The 21,168-nt window shown below is 71.5% G+C and carries 22 protein-coding genes; 15 read left to right on the top strand and 7 right to left on the bottom strand.

Annotated features, from left to right (window positions below):
- Positions 1-78 precede the first annotated feature (78 nt).
- From hemE to EY822_RS05280, 8 genes are read left to right on the top strand one after another with little or no spacing between them, the layout of a single operon-like run.
- Positions 79-1,152, top strand: coding sequence for a uroporphyrinogen decarboxylase (gene hemE / locus EY822_RS05315; protein WP_319803461.1), 1,074 nt, complete (start codon positions 79-81; stop codon positions 1,150-1,152).
- A complete protein-coding gene (gene hemG, locus EY822_RS05310; protein WP_319803460.1) occupies positions 1,149-2,696 on the top strand; it encodes a protoporphyrinogen oxidase in 1,548 nt (515 codons plus the stop codon). Before hemE ends, hemG begins: the two co-directional genes overlap by 4 nt.
- Positions 2,693-3,022 carry a YtxH domain-containing protein gene (locus EY822_RS05305; RefSeq protein WP_150307317.1) on the top strand — a complete coding sequence of 110 codons (330 nt, stop codon included), beginning with the start codon at positions 2,693-2,695 and terminating at the stop codon, positions 3,020-3,022. Before hemG ends, EY822_RS05305 begins: the two co-directional genes overlap by 4 nt.
- A 2-nt stretch (positions 3,023-3,024) precedes the next feature.
- Positions 3,025-3,507 (top strand): phage holin family protein, encoded by a 483-nt coding sequence (locus tag EY822_RS05300; RefSeq protein WP_150307316.1) that lies wholly within the window; start codon positions 3,025-3,027, stop codon positions 3,505-3,507.
- A complete protein-coding gene (locus EY822_RS05295) occupies positions 3,497-3,847 on the top strand; it encodes a DUF3618 domain-containing protein (RefSeq protein WP_150307315.1) in 351 nt (116 codons plus the stop codon). Before EY822_RS05300 ends, EY822_RS05295 begins: the two co-directional genes overlap by 11 nt.
- 52 nt (positions 3,848-3,899) lie before the next feature.
- A complete protein-coding gene (locus tag EY822_RS05290) occupies positions 3,900-5,450 on the top strand; it encodes an FGGY family carbohydrate kinase (RefSeq protein WP_150307314.1) in 1,551 nt (516 codons plus the stop codon).
- A complete protein-coding gene (locus tag EY822_RS05285; RefSeq protein WP_150307313.1) occupies positions 5,447-6,376 on the top strand; it encodes a hypothetical protein in 930 nt (309 codons plus the stop codon). The genes EY822_RS05290 and EY822_RS05285 overlap by 4 nt, the downstream gene beginning before the upstream one ends.
- Positions 6,373-7,110, top strand: a complete 738-nt coding sequence (locus tag EY822_RS05280; RefSeq protein WP_150307312.1) for an aspartate/glutamate racemase family protein — start codon at positions 6,373-6,375, stop codon at positions 7,108-7,110. The genes EY822_RS05285 and EY822_RS05280 overlap by 4 nt, the downstream gene beginning before the upstream one ends.
- A gap of 10 nt (positions 7,111-7,120) precedes the next feature.
- Here the strand turns inward: EY822_RS05280 and EY822_RS05275 are convergent, their stop codons facing one another.
- The gene (locus tag EY822_RS05275; RefSeq protein ID WP_150307311.1) at positions 7,121-8,092 is read right to left on the bottom strand and encodes an aldo/keto reductase; all 972 of its coding nucleotides are present in this window, start codon (positions 8,090-8,092) and stop codon (positions 7,121-7,123) included.
- 46 nt (positions 8,093-8,138) lie between these two features.
- Here EY822_RS05275 and EY822_RS05270 point away from each other — a divergent pair, with 46 nt between their 5' ends.
- Positions 8,139-9,194: a dienelactone hydrolase family protein gene (locus tag EY822_RS05270; protein WP_227497045.1), complete on the top strand. Its 1,056-nt coding sequence runs from the start codon at positions 8,139-8,141 to the stop codon at positions 9,192-9,194.
- Between the two features lie 74 nt (positions 9,195-9,268).
- Here EY822_RS05270 and EY822_RS05265 read toward each other — a convergent pair whose 3' ends face one another.
- On the bottom strand, positions 9,269-10,780 hold the full coding sequence (locus EY822_RS05265; protein WP_150307309.1) for a glycoside hydrolase family 43 protein: 1,512 nt from the start codon (positions 10,778-10,780) through the stop codon (positions 9,269-9,271).
- A 211-nt stretch (positions 10,781-10,991) separates the two neighbouring features.
- On the opposite strand from EY822_RS05265, the gene hemQ reads away from it, so the two are divergent.
- The 6 genes from hemQ to hemL all read left to right on the top strand — a co-directional run bounded on the left by hemQ (position 10,992) and on the right by hemL (position 17,282).
- Positions 10,992-11,726, top strand: coding sequence for a hydrogen peroxide-dependent heme synthase (hemQ, locus tag EY822_RS05260; RefSeq protein WP_150307308.1), 735 nt, complete (start codon positions 10,992-10,994; stop codon positions 11,724-11,726).
- On the top strand, positions 11,726-12,958 hold the full coding sequence (locus EY822_RS05255) for a ferrochelatase (RefSeq protein WP_150307307.1): 1,233 nt from the start codon (positions 11,726-11,728) through the stop codon (positions 12,956-12,958). Before hemQ ends, EY822_RS05255 begins: the two co-directional genes overlap by 1 nt.
- Before the next feature lie 92 nt (positions 12,959-13,050).
- A complete protein-coding gene (hemC, locus tag EY822_RS05250) occupies positions 13,051-14,001 on the top strand; it encodes a hydroxymethylbilane synthase (RefSeq protein WP_150308773.1) in 951 nt (316 codons plus the stop codon).
- Positions 13,998-14,852, top strand: a complete 855-nt coding sequence (locus EY822_RS05245; RefSeq protein ID WP_150307306.1) for a uroporphyrinogen-III synthase — start codon at positions 13,998-14,000, stop codon at positions 14,850-14,852. Before hemC ends, EY822_RS05245 begins: the two co-directional genes overlap by 4 nt.
- Positions 14,849-15,856: a porphobilinogen synthase gene (hemB, locus tag EY822_RS05240; protein WP_227497044.1), complete on the top strand. Its 1,008-nt coding sequence runs from the start codon at positions 14,849-14,851 to the stop codon at positions 15,854-15,856. Before EY822_RS05245 ends, hemB begins: the two co-directional genes overlap by 4 nt.
- A gap of 91 nt (positions 15,857-15,947) precedes the next feature.
- A complete protein-coding gene (gene hemL / locus EY822_RS05235) occupies positions 15,948-17,282 on the top strand; it encodes a glutamate-1-semialdehyde 2,1-aminomutase (RefSeq protein WP_150307305.1) in 1,335 nt (444 codons plus the stop codon).
- Between the two features lie 62 nt (positions 17,283-17,344).
- Here the strand turns inward: hemL and EY822_RS05230 are convergent, their stop codons facing one another.
- Genes EY822_RS05230 through panD form a run of 5 tightly spaced genes read right to left on the bottom strand, consistent with a single transcriptional unit; the run spans position 17,345 to position 21,156 of the window.
- Positions 17,345-18,184: a DNA/RNA non-specific endonuclease gene (locus EY822_RS05230; protein WP_150307304.1), complete on the bottom strand. Its 840-nt coding sequence runs from the start codon at positions 18,182-18,184 to the stop codon at positions 17,345-17,347.
- Between the two features lie 4 nt (positions 18,185-18,188).
- On the bottom strand, positions 18,189-18,581 hold the full coding sequence (locus tag EY822_RS05225) for a DUF1304 domain-containing protein (protein WP_150307303.1): 393 nt from the start codon (positions 18,579-18,581) through the stop codon (positions 18,189-18,191).
- 10 nt (positions 18,582-18,591) lie between these two features.
- Positions 18,592-19,587: an MDR family oxidoreductase gene (locus EY822_RS05220; protein WP_150307302.1), complete on the bottom strand. Its 996-nt coding sequence runs from the start codon at positions 19,585-19,587 to the stop codon at positions 18,592-18,594.
- Positions 19,588-19,644: 57 nt separating this feature from the next.
- Entirely contained in the window at positions 19,645-20,670 is a 1,026-nt protein-coding gene (locus tag EY822_RS05215; protein WP_150307301.1) for a 6-phosphofructokinase, read from the bottom strand.
- Positions 20,671-20,724: 54 nt separating this feature from the next.
- A complete protein-coding gene (panD, locus tag EY822_RS05210; RefSeq protein WP_150307300.1) occupies positions 20,725-21,156 on the bottom strand; it encodes an aspartate 1-decarboxylase in 432 nt (143 codons plus the stop codon).
- Positions 21,157-21,168: the final 12 nt, after the last annotated feature.

Here is a 21,168-nt window from a genome sequence, read left to right as displayed (position 1 = left end):
GCGTCGAGTGTCGTCCTCGTCCGGGGTTTCGGCTAGGCGGGAACCGAGGCACCCAGCGGGGGATGGAACAATGAACGCGTGATTACCGCCCTTCCCGACACCCATCCCCTCGCCACCGGTCGAACGGCGGACTCGGCGCTCGTCCGCGCCTACTCCGGCGACCGCCCGGAGAAGACGCCGGTGTGGTTCATGCGGCAGGCCGGACGATCCCTGCCCGAGTACCGCGAGCTGCGCGTGGGCACCCGGATGCTCGATGCGTGCCTCGACCCGGCGATGGCGAGCGAGATCACGCTGCAGCCCGTGCGGCGACACGGGGTGGACGCGGCGATCTTCTTCAGCGACATCGTCATCCCCCTGAAGCTCGCGGGCGTGGCCGTGGACATCGTTCCGGGCACCGGTCCGGTGCTCGAGCACCCGGTGCGCACGGCCGCCGATGTGGCCGCCCTGCCCGCGCTCGATCCCGAATCGCTCGCCCCCATCGCCGAGGCCGTGGCGATCACGGTGGCCGAGCTCGGGAACACGCCGCTGATCGGTTTCGCGGGCGCCCCGTTCACCCTGGCGGCCTACCTCGTGGAGGGCGGCCCGTCGAAGGACCACATCGCGGCGCGCGGCCTGATGCACGCCGACCCCGAGGCCTGGGACGCCCTGATGACCTGGTGCGCCGAGGTCACCGGCGTCTTCCTGCGGGCGCAGGTGCTCGCCGGGGCCAGCGCGGCGCAGCTCTTCGACTCCTGGGCGGGTGGGCTCTCGCTCGCGGACTACACCTCGCGGGTGGCCCCCGCGTCCCGTCAGGCGCTCGACCCGGTGCGGAACCTCGGGGCCGGGAACAGGACCGTGCCGCTCGTCCACTTCGGGGTCGGAACGGGAGAACTGCTCGCGGCCATGCGCGACGTGGGCGTCGACACGGTGGGCGTCGACTGGCGCATTCCGCTCGACGAGGCGTCCCGGCGACTCGGCGGCACGGTGCCGGTGCAGGGCAACATCGATCCCGCGCTCCTGTCGGCGCCGTGGCCGGTGTTGGAGGCGCACTTCCGCGACGTGCTGCAGCGGGGCACCGCGGCACCCGCCCACGTTCTGAATCTTGGTCACGGCGTACCGCCCGACACCAACCCCGACGTGCTCACGCGGATCGTCGAGTTCGTCGCCTCGTGACCCGGCGGGGCGGCGCGGACGGCGGCATGGACGGCGGCTCTGACGGTGCCGCATCGCCGCTGGATGTGGTTGTCGTGGGCGGGGGAGTCGCCGGTCTGGTCGTCGCGCGGGAGCTCGCGCTCGGCGGCGCGACCGTGCGGGTGATCGAAGCGTCGGATGCTCTGGGGGGCAGTGTGGCGACGCATACCGTTGCCGGCATACGACTCGACAGCGGTGCCGAGAGCTTCGCCACTCGGCGCGGCACCGTGGCCGCACTCCTCGACGAGCTCGGACTCGGTGACGACGTGGTGGCTCCCAGCCCGCTCGGCGCCTGGCTGCAGGCACCCGACCGAGCGTTTCCCCTTCCGCGCACCGCGCTCCTCGGCATCCCGTCCGACCCGCGGGATCCGGAGTTGCGGGAGCTCCTGGGCCGGCGTGGTGCGGCGCGTGCCGCTCTGGACCTCGTCCTGCCGGCCGCCGTCGGGGCGTCCGCCTCCAGCCTCGGCGACCTGGTGCGCCTCCGGATGGGCAGCGCGGTGCTCGACCGCCTGGTCGCCCCAATCGTGGCGGGTGTGCACTCCGCCTCGCCCGACGACGTCGACGCCGACGCGGTGGCCCCGGGGCTCCGCGCCGGACTGAAGACCGAGGGGTCGCTCGCCGCATCGGTCGCCCGGCTCCGGGAGAGGGCACCGGCGGGCTCCGCCGTCGGCGGCATCCGAGGCGGAATGCATCGCCTCGTCGAGGAGCTCGAGCGCGATCTGCGCGAGCGCGGCGTGGCCATCGAGACGGGCACGCGGGTGTCCGCCCTCCGACGTCACCGCGACCGCGACGGCGCCGTCACGGGCGACGACTGGCACATCGACCTGGCCGACGGCCGCGCGCTCGACCCCGACCGGGTGGTGCTCGCCATTCCGCCCGAGGCGAGCGCGCCGCTCTTCGGGGGGATGCTCCCCCAGTCGCTGTCGGAGGCGTGGCCCATGTCGACGCCCGTCGAACTGATGACGCTCGTGATCGACGTGCGGGCGGACGCGGACGCACAGGATGCTCTGGATAGGGCGCCCCGGGGAACCGGCGTGCTCGTGACCGAAGGCATGGGGGGTGTTCGCGCGAAGGCGCTGACGCACGTCACGGCGAAGTGGCCGTGGGTCGCGGATCGGGCGGACGGGCGGCACGTGGTGCGCCTCTCCTACGGTCGCGCGAACGAGCGGGGGGTCGCCGACGTCCCGGATGCGGACCTGCTGTCCACGGCGATCGCCGACGCGTCCCTGCTGCTCGGTGTGCCGCTACGGGCGGATCAGGTGGTGGGCTCGGCCCGCACCCGCTGGAGCACGGCGGTGCCCTTCGCGGCCCGCGGCCAGAAGGATCGGGTCGCGCTGGTGCGCGCCGAAGTGGCGGAGAACCCCGGCATCGATGTCACCGGCGCGTGGATCGCGGGGACCGGACTGGCGTCGGTGATCGTCGATGCTCGGGAGACCGCCGTCCGGATAGGGGGGAGCCGGACGGACCGGCCCCGTTCGGTCTACGCTGAAAAGGATCCGTCCCCCCGATCATCGGAGAAACCATGAAGAAGCTTGTGTTCGTCGTCGGTCTTGGCGCCGGCTACGTGCTCGGTGCGCGCGCCGGACGTGAGCGCTACGAGCAGATCACGACCACTGCCGCGGCGATCTGGAACGACCCCCGCGTGCAGAAGGGCCTCGACGAGGTGGAGGTCGCCGCGGCGACGGTGCTTCCCGACATCCCCGTGCTGCTCGGCAACGGTGTGACCGCGGTCACCCGCAAGCTGTTCTCCCGCTCGAAGCGCACCTCCGGAGGCGGTGGCCGCCGTGGCCGCAAGGGCGGCTCGTACTCCACGATGCGCCCGGCGTCGCCGGCGCCCGCCGACGGCGCGTAGTCATGCACGGACAGGCCTCACCGGTCGACCCCTCCGCCGGCCGGACGCGTCCCGTCGGTCAGACGCGATCCGTCGGACAGACGTTCAACCCCAAAAGCTCCCGCTCGCTCGTCGAGCTGGTGCGGGACCTGCCGACGCTGCTCGTCGAACTGGCCAAGCGGGAACTGAACCTCTTCACGAGCGAGCTCGCCCGACGCCTGAAGGCCGCGGGCATCGGTGTCGGGTTCTTCGTCGGAGCGGCGTTCTTCGGTCTCGTGGCCTTCTGGGTGCTCGTCACCGCCGCCGTGCTCGGACTCGCCCACGCCGTACCGGCGTGGCTCGCCGCGATCATCGTCGCGGTGCTGTTCCTCATCGCCACCGGCATTCTGGCGTTCCTCGGCATCCGCTTCCTGAAGCGAGGCGTGCCGCCGGTGCCGAAGGAGTCGGTCGACGGCCTCAAGCAAGATGTGCACGCCCTGAAGGGAATGGGTAAGTATGACCGATGACGACGCAGTACTCCGCGAACGGACAGAGGCCAAGCGCGAGGTGCAGCGGCTGCGGGACGAGATCTCCGCGACGGTCGACGCCATCGAGTACAAGCTCGACGTGAAGCGTCAGGCCGCCGAGGTCACCGAACAGGTGAAGGCGACGGCCATGGACGTGACCGATCAGGTGAAGACCACGGCCGCCGACATCGCACGCCGCGTCACGACGGAGGCGAAGACGGCCCGATTCCGCGCGAAGCGTTTCGCGGAGGAGGACCCGGTGCTGCTCGGGGCGATCGGCGCCGCCGCGATGGCCCTCATCGGCAGCGGTGCGTGGCTCACCCGAGCCTCCCGCCGCTAGGCACCCGCTTCTCCCGAACGCTCGATTCCGCTCGCTCGACTGAGGGCTGCCCGTGGCACTGTCGCCGTCCGCACCGAGTCGTTCGTCGCCACCGGGTCTCGTCGCGTTCGGGATCGACGTGGGGAGCACGTCCACCAAGGTCGTCGCGATCCGCGTCGGCCCGACCGGCACCGACCCGTCTGGCTTCCACTCGCCCCGTGACGACTCGCCCCGTGACGACTCGCCCCGCGAACTGCGGGTGCACAGCTTCGGCACACCGGCCGACCCGACGGCGCTCCTGAGCCTCACCGCCGACGCGGTGACCGCGCTCGTGGACGAGGTCGGGCAGCCTGCGACCGTCGGCGTCGCCTCGATGGCCGAGTCCGGCGTGCTTCTCGATGCCGCCGCGTCCGCCCTCACCGACGTCGTGCGCTGGGACGGCACCGTGGCGCCCGCCGCTCTGCTGGAGGCGCTGGGTGGCGGCGAAGCGCGCGCGCTGCACGCGCGCACCGGGATCGTGGCGAGTGCGAAAGTACCGCTGGTGCTCTGGGCCGACCTGTGGGCACGCCACCCAACGCTCTGGGAGCGCGCCTCCCGCTGGGTGGGCGTGGCCGATCTCGTCGTGCTGGCGATCACCGGGAAGGCGGTCACCGACCCCACGCTGGCGGTGCGCACGATGGCCGTGACACGCCCGGAGCGACCGGGGGAGCAGGTCCGCTTCGATCCGGATCTGTGCGCCCGCGCGGGGCTGGAAACGTCGCGCCTTCCCTCGATCGTGCCGCACGACGGCTGGGCCGGCCGTGCGGTCAGCACGGCGGGCTTCGGGGCGCTGGCCCCCGGCATCCCGATCGTCGTCGCCGGACACGATCACGTGGTCGCGGCATGGGCGGTCGGCGCCCGTTCCCCGGGCTCCGAGGTCGATTCGGTGGGGACGTCGGAGGCGATCGTGCGCCTCTTCACTGGACCGGACGTACCGGCGACCGCGTTCGACGAGGGCATGAGCGTGGGGATCGACGTCACCGGCACGCTCTCCACGCTGATCGCCGGATCCGCGGCCGCCGGCCGCGCGGTGCGCGAGTGGACGACACGGGGGAGCGCACCGGCCGCCGCGGTCAGCCGCGTGGATGCCGAGGACGTGCTCCGCCCCGCCGAATCGATCGTGCAGCCCTACCCCGCGGGCCGTCAGTCGCCGCGACCGGACCCGGACGCCACGATGACGCTCGACGGCCGGGATCCGCGCGACCTCGATCCGGCGCGCATCGCCGCGCTCACCCCGGCGCTCCTCGACGGACTGGCGCTGCACGCGCGCTGGATGCGGGACGCTCAGACCGCCGTGCTCGGCGCGCCGCCGACCGGCGACCTCGTCGTGGTCGGCCGCGCGCTCGGTCTCGACGACCCGTGGCTGCGGCGCAAGGCAGCGGCCTTCGGTCGGCCGGTGCTCGTGCCCGCCGTGTCGGAGCCCGTCGCCTGCGGCGCCGCGATGCTCGCCCTCGAGCGCACCGTGCGCCCATCCGCACCCCCGCTGCCCCTGCGCGAGGCGCTCGTGCCGACCGAGAACGCCGTCGCCGCGTACGCCGCAGCCTTTCCCCGATTCCTCGCCACGGCAACCGAAAGGACACCATGACCGACAGCCCGACCTCCCCGCACGTCAACCTCGGAACCCCGGCCCCCGACCTCGATTCCATCGCGCTCGCCTCGGGAGGATTCGCGATGGTGGCCATGGATCAGCGCGAGAGCCTTCGAGCCATGTTCGACCTCGCCGGTGCCGGCCGGCCCGCAGACCCGGTGCTCGTGGAGTTCAAGCGGGCGGTCGCCCGGGCGCTCGCGCCCCGGAGCTCCGGCTTCCTCATCGACCGGCACTACGGCTTCGAGGAGATCCGCCGTGATGGCACCGTTCCCGAGACGAGTGGGCTGATCCTCGCGGCCGACGCACTCACGCAGCAGGACGGCGGTCCGGTCGAGGAGACCGACCTCGACGAGACGGTTCTCGACGGCGGCGTCTCGCTCGCGGGCGTATCAGCCTTAAAGCTGCTCATCATCTGGCGGCGCGACGCGAAGCGGGGTCAGCGGGTCGCGCTGGCGCACCGCTTCGTGGCCGAGTCGAGGCGACTGGGCCTGCTGTCGGTGCTCGAGCCCGTGGTGCGGGCGACGGCCGAGGAGCTCGACTCGGGAACCTGGGATGCCGACGAGGCGATCCGTGAGGCCGCTCGCGAACTGTCGGTGGTCGGCCAGGACCTCTACAAGGTGCAGGTCCCGCTCGCCGGACTCGGCGATGCCGGGGAGCAGCGGGCGGCCAGTGAAGCGCTCGCCGCCGACATCCGCGGCCCGTGGGTCGTGCTCTCGCAGGGAGTGGAACGCGACCGGTTCACCGACGCGGTGCGCGCCGCGTGCCGGGCCGGTGCCAGCGGCTTCCTCTCCGGCAGGGCGCTGTGGAGCGACATCGTGGGTTCCCCAGACACTCCGCGGCTGCTGACCGACCGCGCGCTGCCCCGGCTGGAGGCGCTGCGCGAGATCGTCGAGACCGACGCGCGACCGTGGCGGCAGGCATGACCCGCGTCGGACTCGTGCACACCGTGCCCGGCCTCGTCGGGGACTTCTCCGCGCGCCTCACCGCGGCTAACCCGGACCTCGACATGGCGCACGTGGCCGACCCGTCGCTGCTGTCGCGCGCCATCGCTGCGGGCGTGACGCCGGACGTGCTCGCCGACGTGGAGCGATACGTGCGCACGCTGGCCGAATCCGGCTGCCAGGCGGTGCTCGTCACCTGCTCGTCGATCGGCGGAGCGGTGGACGACGTCGCCGCCGGCATGGACATCCCCGTGCTGAGGGTCGACCGTCCGATGGCCCGGGAGGCGGTGCGCCTCGCCGCGGGCGGGAGCGGACACGTGGTCGTGCTCGCAACGCTCGAGGCGACGCTCGCTCCGACGACCGCCCTCATCCGCGCCGAGGCCGGAGATGGGGCCGTGCCCGTGCCCGTGCCCTTGCCCGTGCCCGTGCCCGTGCCCGCGGATGCCGGTGCCGCTGATGCCGGTGCCGCTGCCCACCGCATCGAGGTGAGCAGCGAGGTGCTTCCCGGCGCCTTCGCGGCCCGGGCACGCGGGGACGACGAGACCCACGACACCGCCGTGCGGGACGCATGCGCCCGGTGGGCGACCTCGGCCGACGTGATCGTGCTGGCCCAGGCATCCATGGCGCAGGCGCTCGGCGAGGAGGGCTACGGCATACCCGTGCTCACCTCGCCCGCGAGCGGTGCCGAGGCCCTCCTCGCCGCCGTCGCCCCCTGACCCGCAGGAGCTACCAGGCGTAGTCCTCGGGGGCCGTCTTGTGGCCCGGGAAGATCTCGTCGAGACGGGCGAGGGCCGCCTCGTCGAGCGTGACCTCGAGCGCGCGCAGTCCGGCGTCGAGTTGATCCTGCGTGCGGGGCCCGATGATCGGCGCGGTGACCGCCGGCTGGTGCAGCAACCAGGCGAGCGCCACGTCGCCCGGCTCGTGTCCGAGCTCGTCGGCGAACGCCTCGTACGCCTCCAGCTGCTCGCGGTGCTCCTCCACGGCCTTGGCGGAGCGCTCCTCGAGACGACGCTTGCCCTCGTTCTGCTTGCGGATGACACCGCCGAGCAGGCCGCCCTGCAGCGGGGACCACGGGATGATCCCGAGTCCGAAGTGCTGCGCGGCGGGCAGTACCTCGAGCTCCACGTCGCGGGTGAGGAGGTTGTAGATCGACTGCTCGCTCACGAGGCCCACGAAGTTGCGCTTGGCCGCCTCGGCCTGCGCGGTGGCGATGTGCCAGCCCGCGAAGTTGCTGCTGCCGGCGTAGAGCACCTTGCCCTGCGCCACGGCGGTCTCCATCGCCTGCCAGATCTCCTCCCACGGCGTGGCCCGGTCGATGTGGTGGAACTGGTAGAGGTCCACGTAGTCGGTCTGCAGGCGGGTGAGGCTCGCATCCAGCGCGCGGCGGATGTTCAACGCGGACAGCTTGCCGTCGTTGGGCCAGTCGGACATCTCGCCGTAGAGCTTGGTGGCGAGCACCGTCTTCTCGCGGCGTCCACCGCCCTGCGCGAACCAGTTGCCGAGCAGCGTCTCCGTGGCGCCCTTGCCGAGCGTTCCGCCGTAGGCGTTCGCGGTGTCGAAGAAGTTGATGCCGTTGTCGAGCGCGGAGTCCATGATCGAGTGGGCGTCGGCCTCCTCGGTCTGCTGACCGAAGTTCATCGTGCCGAGACAGAGACGGGAGACGCGAAGGCCGGTGCGGCCGAGGTGTGTGTATTCCATGACTCCACGATGCTCCGGTGCGGGAACGGATGCCCACGGTCCTAGGGTGTTTTTCACCATCGCCGGAACCAAGGAGGAGTCCGCCATGCCGGATGCGCACGACGACTACCGCACGAGCGACCACCGCACGGACGACGCGGCGCGGGACGATGCGGCGCGGAACGATGCCGTGCGGAACGCCGCCGACCGCGAGGTCGTGCGCGCTCTGCTCCGCATCGACGACCCGCGGAGCATCCGGCCGGGAACCGTGCGGGTCGATCCCGCCGAGTCGGCCGACGGGTATTCGCGGCGACGCGTGGTGCTCACCGCCCCGGACGGGCACGAGGTGCCGTGCCTCTTCCTCGCCCCGGACGCGCCGCTGCCGTGGGGTGCTGCCGTGGTCGCGGTGCACCAGCACAACGGGGAGTTCGACTGGGGCAAGACCGAGGCCGCCGGCCTCGAGGGCGACCCGGAGGTCGCCTACGCCGCCGAACTGGCGGCATCAGGAGTGCCGGTGCTGGCGCCGGACCTGATGGGATTCGGCGAGCGCGTCGGCGCCGGCGACCCCGCCCGAGCCGAGCAGATCGACGCGTGGGCGAGGATCACCCGCGACCAGACCCTGCAGGGCCTGCACGTGCAGGACGTGGCGCTCGCCGTCTCCTGGCTGGAAGACAACCCCGACGTGGTGGGACCGATCGGCATCATCGGGCATTCCCTGGGCGGACAGGTGGCGCTGTTCGGTCTCGCCTGCGACGACCGGCTGACGGCGGGCGTGCTCAGTTGCGGCGTCGGTACGCTCTCCTCGTTCCAGGAGGGCGGCATCCTGCACAACCCCGCCTGGTACGTGCCGGGCCTTGCCTCCGCCGGTGACACGCCCATCGTGGCCCGTGCCGTCCGCGGGCAGCGGGTGCGCGTGCTCGCCGGTCGGACGGATCCGATCTTCCCCTTCGCGGGCGTCCGCGAGGTCGTCTCGGCTCTGCCCGACGACACCGAATTCGTGGCGTTCGACGGCGGGCACCGGTTCCCTCGAGCGCACCGGGCCGAGGCGCTCACCTGGTTGAGCCGCACGCTGCGCGGCGAGCGCGGCGGCGACGGGCGCGGGACCGGCACGCCGGGCAACTGACAACCCGTCGGCTGATGGACAAGAGGGGGCCGGCCTGCCCGGCCGACCCCCTCAGTGCTCCGTCGAGCCCGTGCCTACGAGCGGCCCTTTCCCTTGCCGGGCTTGCCGTCGACCGACAGCTCCACCGGATCGGTGGACACGTCGCCGTGGGCGTTCGAGAGGGTCGCGCGCACCAGCAGGCCGTCCTGATTCCGGGTCGTCTTCGGGAACCGCAGGGTCGAGGTGACCGTGCCGTCCTTCGTGCGAACCGTGCGGGGCTGTTCTTCGACGGTCGACCAGGTCGTCCCGCCGTCGACGGAGGTCTCCCACACGGCCACCGGTCGAGGCGTTCCCGTAGCGCTCGCGGTGAATGAGGCGCGGCGACCCTCCACGGTGCCCACCTCCTCGGGCGACGAGATCAGCGCCGGGAGTTCCCCGGTCTGGTCGAACGTGGGCCAGCCGTCCACCCAATTGATCTTCTGGATGCCGAGGGTCGGGAAGAACGGGATCTCCTCGTTCGATCCGTCGTAGTAGTGGAACGCGAGGTAGTCCCCGTAGACGGACTGACCGCCCGGACCCGTGATGGCGCCGTGCGCGTCGAACACCACCGTTCCGCCGCCGCCGAACATGTCGCGGCCCTCCATGTCGAGGTACGGGCCCTGCACCGACTCGGACCGACCCACGGCGATCTTGTAGGTGGAGTCCCCACCGCGGCAGCACGCGTCGAACGAGACGAACAGGTAGTAGTACCCGTCGTGCTTGGTGATGTACGGCGCCTCGATCGGGTTGCCGGGAATGAAGCGGTCGGCGATGTTCACCGTCTGCGACTGCCAGTTCTCCACCGGCTTGCCGCTCGGCCACTCCAGCGGCACGAGGAAGATCCCGTACCAGTAGGAGCCGATCGCCATGAAGGGGTTGCCCTCATCGTCCTCCACGATGCCCGCGTCGATCGCGTTGAACGTCTTGCCCGGGTTGTTCGGGTCGAGCCCGGTGGCCGGCGACGAGATCACGAGCCCCTGATCGACCCACTCGTAGTCCGGGTCGTTCGGGTCGAGCGTGGTGTTGGTGGCGAGCGCGGTGAGCGAGTTGTTCTCACCGAACCGGGATGCCGAGTAGTAGAGATAGTACGTGCCGTCGTTCTCGTAGATCTCGGGCGCCCACAGGTTGTCGGGAAGTGTCCCATCGGAGTAGTGCTCATCGATCCACGCCGGGATCTGGTCCCACACCGTGCCGAGGTACTCCCAGGTGGTGCCACCGTCGTAGGACGCGTTGATCTGGATCGTTCCGCCGTTCTCGCGGTTGATCCGTCCCGTCGAGTACACGTACCAGGTGCCGTCGTCGGCGATGATCAGGGCGGGGTCGTGGATCGGCGACGTCTCCCCGACCACGCTCTTGCCGCCGGGCAGGTCTGCCTGCACCTTCGTGCCCGGATACGCCGGGCCGTGGCCCGGTGCGCCGTATCCGGAGCCGTACGGCGCCGACGCGTGCTGAGCCGTCGATACTGATCCCCCCGGCGCGGCCGAGGCCGGGGCGACGGCCGCGCCGGTGACGGCGAGGCCGAGAGCGGCGAATGCGCTCGTCGCTTTCCACAGGATTCGAGTCTTCATTAACCAGTTTCCGTTCTCGTGAAGCGGTGCTCTATCGCACCCGCAGCGACGATGCGTGCGAGCGCGCGGAGACTCCAGAGTAATTTCCAACGTTGCAAATAGCCAGAGGTGATTCCGGATTGCTCCGGAGAGGCATGCGGTCGCGTCTCCGCGTCCGCGCCACCTCGGCTCGCGTACAGTTCCGGCGGGCGGCGCGGCTTACCATGGGTATATGAGTAACCCGGCTGCCGAGTCGGCAGTATCCGCTACGCCCGACCTCCCCACGCCGCCGACCCCCACCGAGTACACGCTGTGGGTGGTGCTGCGGCGTGATCCGGCGAACCCCGACGACCTCGACGGTCACGACGTTCCCCGGGCCGTGGCCCAGCTCGACGCCACCGTGGCGACCATCCAGGACGAGGGCGTCACCCTGCGGGGAATCTACGACGTGTCCTCGATCCGCGCGGATGCCGACCTCATGCTCTGGGTGCACGGCACGTCCCCCGAGGGGCTCCAGTGGGCGGTGCGCGAACTGCGCCGCACGCAGCTGTTCAAGGGCCTCCTGCCCACCTGGAACGCGATGGGCGTGCACCGGGATGCGGAGTTCAGCGCCAATCACCTGCCCGCCTACATGCGCGGCAAGGAGCCCGCAGCCTGGCTCACGGTGTACCCGTTCGTGCGCTCGTACGAGTGGTACCTGCTGCCCGCCGAGGAGCGCCGAGACATGCTCATGCGGCACGGCCGTGCCGGGGCGGAGTACCGCTCGGTGCTCACCAACACCGTGGCGTCGTTCGCCCTCGGCGACTACGAATGGATTCTCGCTCTCGAAGACGACGAGCTGCTCAACCTGGTCGATCTGATGCGCGCCCTGCGCTCCACCGACGCGCGCATGCACGTGCGCAACGAGGTGCCGTTCTATACGGGACGACTCATCACCACGGCAGAGGTTGTAGAGGTGCTTCAGTAGTGACAGCAATCAACATCGGCTCGAAGCCGAACCCGGCGACGGATGCTCCGCTCGAGCCCGGCGCACTGGTCTCCGCGGCGACGCCCGCGGCGCAGTCCGGTCCCGAGCACGTGGAAGAACCGGTGGCGTACGACGCCATCCTGCTCGCGTCGTTCGGTGGGCCCGAGGGCCAGGACGACGTCATCCCGTTCCTGCGCAACGTCACCCGTGGCCGGGGGATTCCCGAGTCGCGGCTCGAAGAGGTCGCCCACCACTACCGCGCGTTCGGTGGTGTGAGCCCGATCAACGACCAGAACCGCGAGCTGAAGGCCGCCCTCGAACACCGGCTCGCGGAGCGCGGCATCGACCTGCCCGTGCTGTGGGGCAACCGCAACTGGAACCCCTACCTGAACGACGCGCTGCGCGAGGCGAACGAGGCCGGGTACACGAAGCTCATCGGCCTGGCCACCAGCGCCTACAGCTCCTACTCCAGCTGCCGGCAGTACCGCGAGGACTTCGCCGACGCGCTCGAGGACACGGGTCTCGGCGGCGTCATCCAGATCGACAAGATCCGGCAGTACTTCGATCACCCCGGGTTCGTCACGCCGTTCATCGAGGGCGTGCGCACCGCCTTCGACACCGTCCGCGAGGCCCATCCGGACATCGACTTCTCCACCGAGGTGGAGGTGCTGTTCGCCACCCACTCGATCCCGTCGTCCGACGCCGCACGATCCGGACCCGCCGAGCGCGGCTTCGACGGCAACGGTGCGTACGCGGCGCAGCACCTGGCCGTGGCCGAGGTCGTCATGCACGCGGTGACCGGCGACTCCGGGACCACCGTCCCGTGGCAGCTGGTGTACCAGTCCCGATCGGGCCCGCCCAGCATGCCCTGGCTCGAGCCCGACGTGAACGACGCCATCGCCGATCTGCCCGCCCGCGGTATCCGCGCGGTGATCGTGGTTCCGCTCGGCTTCGTGAGCGACCACATGGAGGTGCTCTGGGACCTCGACAACGAGGCGAAGGAGTCCGCCGACGAGCAGGGCCTGTTCTTCGTCCGCGCGCCGACGCCCGGCGTGCACGCCGCCTACGTCGACGGCCTGATCGACCTCGTGCTCGAGCGGGTGAACGGCACGCCCAAGGCGGAGCGACCGGCGATGACCGACCTCGGACCCTGGTACGACGTGTGTCGGCCCGGCTGCTGCGAGAACGTGCGACTGGGCTTCAAGCCGGCCGTGTCCGGGCTGAAGCCGTGACCGATCCGCTCGATCATTCCACCGCCTTCCCCACCACGACGACCGATGCCTCCGAGCGCGGCGAGGCGGCGGAGGCGGTCGTCGGAGCCACCCTGCGCCTCGGTACGCGCGGCAGCGCCCTCGCGCTCGCCCAGGCGGGAGTCGTGGCCGACGCCATCGCCGAGGCCGCCGGGCAGCCGGTCGAGCTGGTGCCCATCTCCACGCACGGCGACCGGTCGCGCGAGTCGCTGTCGAGCCTCGGCGGAACCGGCGTGTTCGCAAGCGCGCTCCGGGAGGCGCTGCTTCGGCACGAGTGCGATTTCGTGGTGCACTCGCTGAAGGATCTGCCGACCGCCCCCTACGACGGACTGGCCATCGCCGCCGTGCCCGCGCGCGCCGACGCGCGCGACGCGCTGTGCGCACGCGACGGCATGACGCTCGCCGACCTGCCGAGCGGCGCCCGCGTGGGCACCGGATCCCCGCGCCGGGTCGCGCAGTTGCGCACGACCCGACCGGACCTCGAGGTCGTGGACATCCGCGGAAACGTCGACAGCCGGCTCCGCCGCGTGAGCGAGGGCGACCTCGACGCCGTGGTGCTCGCCGCCGCCGGACTCGACAGACTCGGCCGTCTCGACGCGGTCACCGAATACTTCCCGCTCGAGGACTGGCCCACCGCGCCCGGACAGGGAGCGCTCGCCATCGAGGTCCGCGCCGAGGACCTGCACGGACCCACGCCGCTCGCGCGCGCGGTCGAGTACATCGACGAGCCCTTCACCCACGCCGCGGTGACCGCGGAACGTTCGGTGCTCGCCGGCCTCGAGGCCGGCTGCTCGGCGCCCATCGGTGCCACGGCCGCCTTCTCCAGCGAGAGCCTGTCGCTCGCCGCCACCGTCTACCAGCTCGACGGGGCGCGCTCGATCACCCGTGCGCACACGCTGCCGACCGGGGGTTTCACCCTCGAGAACCTTCCGGCCTACGCCGTCGCCCTCGCCGGTCCGCTGACCGAGGAATTGCTCGACGCCGGGGCCGCCCAGCTCGCACCACTGAGAGGGTCCGCGACATGACCACAGTGAGTAGGTCCGTGAAGCCGTTGTCCGGCTGGCGCGTGCTCGTGCCGCGCGGTGGACCCTGGGGCGACCGGGTCGCGGCGGACCTCCGCGGTCAGGGCGCCTACCCGGTGATCGCGCCGATGATCAACTTCGCCCACACCCAGGACACCGCCACGCTCGACCGTGCGCTCACCGCGCTCGCCGAGGGCGCGTTCGATTGGATGACCGTCACGAGCGCCACCACGGTCGACGTGCTGACCTCCCACCAGGCCATCGTGCCGCCCACGACCCGCGTTGCCGCGGTCGGTGAGACCACCGCGGCGGCGCTCACCGCGGCGGGCTTCCCGGTGGACTTCGTGCCGACCGGCGACAACTCCGCCGACGCCCTGCTCCGGGACTGGGAAGAGATGCGCGCGGGTAGCACGCCGCAACGCGTGCTCGCCCTTCGGTCCGAGATCGCGAAGCCGCTGCTCACCGAGGGACTGCGCTCGCGCGGCCACCTCGTCGAGTCCGTCGTCGCCTACCGCACCGTCGGCGTGCCGGTGTCCGACTCGGTTCGAGCCGACGTCGCGTCGGGCCGGGTCCGCGCCATCCTGGTCACCTCGGGCAGCGTGGCGGATCAGGTGGCCGAGCAGTTCGGCACCATCCCCGAAGAGACCCTCGTCGCCTGCATCGGCCCCCGTACCGCGAAGGACGCCCGCGCAGCCGGCCTCCGCGTCGACGTGGTGGCGCGCCACCAGTCCTCCACCTCGCTCATCCACGCGGTCGTCGACGCCGCGATGGGCGAGAAGGGTGAGGAACCGCACCCCACCGGGGAGCCGCCGCTCGACGGCTGGTCCGGCGCAGACGACAGGGAGAGCATGTGAGCCGCTCGCACGACACACCCGCCCCACGCCCCTCGGCGTTCCGGCCGCGCCGACTGCGCACGACCCCCGCGATGCGCCGCCTCACCGCCCAGACCCGCCTGCACCCCGAAGACCTCGTGCTGCCGATGTTCGTGCGGGAGGGTCTCGAGGAGTCGGTGCCCATCGCCTCGATGCCCGGCGTGCACCAGCACTCCCTCGACGGATTCCGGTCGGCCCTCGCCGACGCCGCCGAGGCCGGCATCGGCGGCGTGATGCTCTTCGGTGTGCCCGAGAAGCGCGACGCGGTCGGCAGCCAGGCGACCGACCCCGACGGCATCCTCAACCTCGCCACCCGTATCGCCGTCGAGGAGGTCGGCGACGAGCTCGTCGTGCAGACGGACCTTTGCCTCGACGAGTTCACCGACCACGGGCACTGCGGCGTGCTCGCCGACGACGGGAGCGTGGACAATGACGCGACCCTCGAGCGCTACGCCGAAATGGCGCTCGTGCAGGCCGAAGCCGGATCGGCGCTGCTCGGACTCAGCGGCATGATGGACGGCCAGGTCGGCGTGGTGCGCGACGCCCTGGAGAAGGCCGGCCACACGAGCACCGCCGTGCTCGCCTACGCCGCGAAATACGCCTCGTCGTTCTACGGCCCGTTCCGGGAGGCGGTGGACTCGCAGCTGTCCGGCGACCGGCGCAGCTACCAGATGGACAACGCCAACTCGCGCGAGGCCCTGCTCGAGGTCGAACTCGACATCGCCGAGGGCGCCGACGTGGTGATGGTGAAGCCCGCCGGAAGCTACCTCGACATCCTCGCCGCCGTCGCCGCCCGCAGCACCGTTCCGGTGTGGGCCTATCAGGTGTCGGGCGAGTACGCCATGATCGAGGCGGCCGCGGCGAACGGCTGGATCGACCGCGAGCGCGCCATCGACGAGAGCGTGCTGGCCATCAAGCGCGCCGGCGCCGACGCCATCCTCACGTACTGGGCGGTCGAGCTCGCCGACCGCCTCACCTCGCGCTGACGGTGCCTGTCGCACAGCTGACGCCCCCGACCACCACCCCGTCGAGGACCTCACCCTCGAACGCCGCCCCCGTCGACCGAAAGGCGACCCCATGACCTCCAGCTCCGACCTGTTCGACCGCGCCCGCGCGGTCATCCCCGGCGGCGTCAACTCCCCGGTGCGGGCTTTCGGCTCGGTCGGCGGAACACCTCGGATGATGGTGTCGGGGAGGGGTGCCTATGTGACGGATGTCGACGGCAACGAGTACGTTGACCTCGTCAATTCCTGGGGTCCCGCAATCCTCGGCCACGCGCATCCGCGGGTCGTGCGCGCCGTGCAGGACGCGGCGGCGCGCGGACTCGGCTTCGGCGCCACCACCCCGGCGGAGACCGAGCTCGCCGAGCTCGTGCACGAGCGGGTGGCGGTGGACGGTACCCATGCCGTCGAGAAGCTGCGCCTCGTGTCGACGGGCACCGAGGCGACCATGACCGCGATCCGGCTCGCCCGCGGGTTCACCGGGCGCGACCTGCTGGTCAAGTTCGCCGGTCACTACCACGGCCACTCCGACGGTCTGCTCGCCGAGTCGGGCTCCGGGGTCGCCACCCTCGCCCTGCCCGGGTCGGCCGGTGTGCCCGCCGCGATCGCCGCCCAGACGCTCGTCGTGCCCTACAACGACCTCGACGCGCTGCGCGAGGTGTTCTCGGTGCACGGCGACCGCATCGCCGCCGTCATCACCGAGGCCGCCGCCGCCAACATGGGCGTGGTGGCACCGATGCCCGGTTTCAACGCCGCACTCGCCCGCCTGACGGCCGACAACGGCTCGCTGCTCATATCCGACGAGGTGCTCACCGGATTCCGGGTGAGCGCTGCCGGGTGGTGGGGGCACGAGAACCGCGACGGCGTCGAATGGACGCCCGACCTCGTCACCTTCGGCAAGGTCATCGGCGGCGGCCTCCCGGTCGCCGCGCTCGGCGGTCGCTCCGACGTCATGGACCAGCTCGCGCCGAGCGGACCCGTCTACCAGGCGGGCACGCTCTCCGGTAACCCGGTCGCCGTGGCCGCGGGCCTCGAGACGCTGCGCCTCGCGGATGCGGCCGTCTACCGTACGCTCGACACCGCGGCCGACATCGTCATCTGGGCCACGTCGATGGCGCTCGAGAACGAGGGTGTGCCCTATTCGGTTCAGCGGGCCGGCAACCTCTTCAGCTTCGCGTTCGGCGAGACCGTGGCGGGCGGCGTGCACAACTACGCCGACGTGCGCGCGCAGGAGGCGTGGCGGTATCCGCCGTTCTTCCACGCGATGCTCGATGCGGGCGTGAGCCTGCCCCCCTCGGTGTTCGAGGCGTGGTTCGTGTCGGCCGCGCTCGACGAGGGCGCCATCCGTCGCATCCTTGCCGCCGTCCCGGTCGCCGCGCGCGCGGCCGCGGCAGCCGCCCCGCCCGCCTAGCCTCCGCCCGCCTCAGAGCGCAGCGCACGTGCCGCGACGGGATGGGGCAGGGCGGGAGCGGGTTAGAGGGTGAGGGCGGCGGGGGAGTCGAGTTCGCGCCAGGCGGCGCGACCGGCCCGGGCGGAGGGGGCCGGAACGGGCACGCGGAGCCGGTCCGCCGCGACCAGGTCGCCGAGGTCGAGGGCGGTGAGCCTCGCGATCTCCTCCACGGGCACCTGGAAGGTGCGGAACGGCCCGAGCGGCGGGGCGTCGGCGACGGCGCCGAGGTCGACCCGGTCGAGTTGCGGGGTCTGATCGAGTAAATAGGCGGTGGCGGCGAGCCCGCCCTCCTGCGCCCAGGCCGCGACCTTCCAGAACAGGAGCGGGATGCGCACTCCGCGATACAGCGGGTCGGCCGCGCCGAACACCACGCCGGTGAAGACCGAGAGGCGGCGGTCGAACGCGACCGCAGCGTCGAGGATGTAGTCCTCGAGTCCGAGCCACAGTTCCTTGGACTGGTTGAAGGTGTTGGCCTGCGGCGCCGCGTTCGTGTACGCGAAGGTGTCGGAGTTCGCGCGCGCCGCAACGTCGGGGTCGCCCCAGACGGGATCGCGGCGGCGCACGAGGTGCCCGCGATCGAGGTCGTTGCGGGCGTACAGTTCGGGACCCGCCTGCGCCCCGGCGGGGACGCGGTCGTCGAGGTGCCAGTCGTCCGACCGAGGCACGTCGAGGACGCGGTCGCCGTCGATGTTCACCGCCGTGGCCGCTGCGAGGCGACGGTCGGTATCGAGCACCACGGAGAAGTGGGTGTAGTCGAGCACCACCCGCGCGGATCCCGCGGGGGAGACCGGAAGCGGAACCGGATCGGGAAGCCCGAGAAAGCGCTCGTCGTAGCCCGTGCGCTTCGGGTCGGACGTCGTCATCGGGTCAGACGGCGGCGGCGAAGAAGACGAGGCCGAGCAGCGGGGGAGCGCCCTGAATCAGCGCAGCGCCGAGCATGCGCCGGTTGGTGCTCGCGAGGATGATCGCGGCGAGCACCATGAACGCCGTGGTGTAGAGCACCAGTGTGAGGCCGGCGGGCACGTTCCCGGCGAAGTAGAGGATGAGACCGAGCCCCGCGCCGAGGGCGAGGAACAGATTGTAGAAGCCCTGGTTGAACGCGAGGGGACGCGCGATGCCGGCCTGCTCCTGAGAGGTGAGCCCGAAGCGCTTCCAGGCGTGCGGTTTGGTGAAGTACACGCTCTCGACGAGGAAAAAGCCCACGTGGAGGAGTGCGGCGAGCGAGACAAAGATCGTCCCGGTGAGTGCGATCCCTGACATGGTGCCTACTCTATGCGCGCACGTCGACCACCGTGCGGCCGCGCACCCGCCCCGCGAGGATGCGCGGCGCGACGGTCTCGGCATCCGCGAGCGACACCGTCGACGTCATCGAGTCCAGCAGGTCGAGATCGAGGTCGGTGGCGAGTCGGCGCCAGGCTTCCGCGCGGAGCTCGGGCGGCGCATCCACCGAGTTGATGCCGACCAGGGACACCGCGCGCAGGATGAACGGCAGCACGGACCCCGGCAGATCGGGACCCTGGGCGAGTCCGCAGGCGGTGACCGTGCCGCCGTAGACGGTCTGGGCGATGATGTTCGCGAGGGTGTGGCTGCCGACGGAGTCGACGGCTCCGGCGAAGCGTTGGCTCTGCATCGGCTTTCCCGCTTCGGTGAAGAGGTCGCGGTCGATGACGTCCGCGGCGCCGAGTGCCCGCAGGTAGTCACCGGTCTCGGCGACGCGGCCGGTGGAGGCGATCACGCGGTAGCCGAGACCGGCCAGCACGGCGATGGCCACGGAGCCGACTCCCCCCGCCGCCCCGGTGACGAGCACGTCACCGCTTCCCGGTCGCACGGTCTTCTCCAGCGCGAGCACCGACAGCATGGCGGTGAAACCCGCCGTGCCGATGGCGGCGGCCTGGGCGGCGCCGACCCCGTCGGGCACGCGCACCAGTGCGGCGGAATCCACCCGCGCCCGCTCGGCGAGGCCGCCGTGCCGGGACTCGCCCATGCCCGCGCCGTTCAGGGTGACGAGGTCGCCCGCGGCGAAGTCGGGCGATTCGCTGGCACTCACGGTGCCGACGAGATCGATGCCGGGGATGAGCGGGCTGGTGCGCCCGATGCCGCCCCGCCCGGCGAGCAGCATCCCGTCCTTGAAGTTGATGCTCGAATGGCTCACGTCGACGATCACGTCGCCGTCGGTCAGGAACCCGTCGTCGAGGTCCCGGATGCCGACCTCGGTCGCATCGCCGTCGGCACCCTGCGACTTCTCCACCACGATCGCCCGGAACATGACTTCAGGCTAGACCGGGTTCACCTGGAGAGATCGGCTACACCCGAACGACGGGGCTCACCCGAAGAGGATGGCCGCCTCGTCGTACCGGTCCTGCGGCACGGTCTTCAGCGTCTTGAGGGCCTCGGCGAAGTCCACGTGCACGATGTCGGTGCCGCGGAGCGCCACCATGCGGCCCCAGTGGCCCGCCATGACGGAGTCGACGGCGGCGAGCCCGAGCCGGGTGGCGAGCACCCGGTCGTACGACGTGGGCGTTCCGCCGCGCTGGATGTGGCCCAGCGTGGTCGCCCGGGTCTCGATGCCCGTGCGCTCCTCGATGATCGGAGCAAGCTGTTCGCCGATGCCGCCGAGCCGCGGGCGCCCGAACGCGTCGAGTCCGCGCTCGTTGTGCGCGTCGGCGGCGGAGTCGGGCACGAAGCCCTCGGCCACGACCACGAGCGGCGCGCGACCGCGGTTGTAGGCGGCCTGCACCCACCCGACGATCTCATCCATGCTGGTCTTCTTCTCGGGGATGAGGATGGCGTGAGCGCCCGCCGCCATGCCCGAGTGCAGCGCGATCCAGCCGACGTGGCGCCCCATGACTTCGGCGATCATGCACCGGCTGTGCGAGTCGCCCGTGGTGCGCAGGCGGTCCATCGCATCGGTGGCGATCTGCACGGCGGTGTCGAAGCCGAAGGTGTAGTCGGTGGCGCCGAGGTCGTTGTCCACGGTCTTCGGCACGCCGACGATCTTGAGGCCGGCGTCGGTGAGGCGCTTGGCGGCGGCGAGGGTGCCCTCTCCGCCGATGGCGATGATCGCGTCGATGCCGAGCCGGTCGAGGTTCGCGGTGATTCGCTCCACCCCGCCGTCGCCGTCGAAGGGGTTGGTGCGGGAGGTGCCGAGGATGGTTCCGCCCTGCTTGCCGATTCCCTGGATCTCGCGCCGGGACAGCGGCATCACGTCGCCGTCGACCACGCCGCGCCAGCCATCCCGGAAGCCGAGGAACTCCTGCTTGTGGATCTGCGTGCCCTTGAGCACCGCGCCGCGGATAACCGCGTTGAGTCCGGGGCAGTCGCCACCACTGGTCAGTATTCCGATTCGCACGCGTCCATTCTGCTGTACGCGTCCGTCAGGCTCTAATCCCGTCGCGGTGGCGGATCAGTCCGAGTCGCGCGCGGACGGCTCGGCGAGCGGAGGCCGCTCGACCCCGGCCATCACCGCCGCCGCGGCGTCGGTGCCGATCTCGACCATGCGGTTCCGGGCGTCCACGTGCACGATGCGCGGTTCGAACGCGAGCGCCTCCGCGGTCTCGAACTGTCCGTAGGCGATGAGGATGACCACGTCGCCCACGTGCATGAGGTGGGCCGCGGCACCGTTGATGCCGATCACGCCGCACCCGCGCTCACCGGCGATCGTGTACGTCTCGAGGCGCGCGCCGTTCGTGACGTCGACGATGCTCACGAGCTCCCCCGGCAGGATGCCCGCGGCGTCGAGTAGGTCGTGGTCGACGGTCACCGAACCGACGTAGTGCAGGTCGGCGTGGGTGACCGTGGCGCGGTGGATCTTGGCGGTGAGCATGGTGCGGAGCATGTATCCATGGTG

The sequence above is a fragment of the Planctomonas psychrotolerans genome (assembly GCF_008642235.1).
GTDB classification, from domain to species: Bacteria; Actinomycetota; Actinomycetes; order Actinomycetales; family Microbacteriaceae; genus Planctomonas; species Planctomonas psychrotolerans.
The sequence above is the reverse complement of the archived record's forward strand: the minus strand, read 5'-3'. Positions and strand labels throughout refer to the sequence as shown.

Coding starts and splice junctions, on each gene's coding strand:
- EY822_RS05305 (WP_150307317.1), top strand. CDS start 2,693: ATGAAGAAGCTTGTGTTCGTCGTCGGTCTTGGCGCCGGCTACGTGCTC.
- EY822_RS05300 (WP_150307316.1), top strand. CDS start 3,025: ATGCACGGACAGGCCTCACCGGTCGACCCCTCCGCCGGCCGGACGCGT.
- EY822_RS05295 (WP_150307315.1), top strand. CDS start 3,497: ATGACCGATGACGACGCAGTACTCCGCGAACGGACAGAGGCCAAGCGC.
- EY822_RS05285 (WP_150307313.1), top strand. CDS start 5,447: ATGACCGACAGCCCGACCTCCCCGCACGTCAACCTCGGAACCCCGGCC.
- EY822_RS05280 (WP_150307312.1), top strand. CDS start 6,373: ATGACCCGCGTCGGACTCGTGCACACCGTGCCCGGCCTCGTCGGGGAC.
- EY822_RS05275 (WP_150307311.1), bottom strand. CDS start 8,092: ATGGAATACACACACCTCGGCCGCACCGGCCTTCGCGTCTCCCGTCTC.
- EY822_RS05265 (WP_150307309.1), bottom strand. CDS start 10,780: ATGAAGACTCGAATCCTGTGGAAAGCGACGAGCGCATTCGCCGCTCTC.
- hemQ (WP_150307308.1), top strand. CDS start 10,992: ATGAGTAACCCGGCTGCCGAGTCGGCAGTATCCGCTACGCCCGACCTC.
- EY822_RS05245 (WP_150307306.1), top strand. CDS start 13,998: ATGACCACAGTGAGTAGGTCCGTGAAGCCGTTGTCCGGCTGGCGCGTG.
- hemL (WP_150307305.1), top strand. CDS start 15,948: ATGACCTCCAGCTCCGACCTGTTCGACCGCGCCCGCGCGGTCATCCCC.
- EY822_RS05230 (WP_150307304.1), bottom strand. CDS start 18,184: ATGACGACGTCCGACCCGAAGCGCACGGGCTACGACGAGCGCTTTCTC.
- EY822_RS05225 (WP_150307303.1), bottom strand. CDS start 18,581: ATGTCAGGGATCGCACTCACCGGGACGATCTTTGTCTCGCTCGCCGCA.
- EY822_RS05220 (WP_150307302.1), bottom strand. CDS start 19,587: ATGTTCCGGGCGATCGTGGTGGAGAAGTCGCAGGGTGCCGACGGCGAT.
- panD (WP_150307300.1), bottom strand. CDS start 21,156: ATGCTCCGCACCATGCTCACCGCCAAGATCCACCGCGCCACGGTCACC.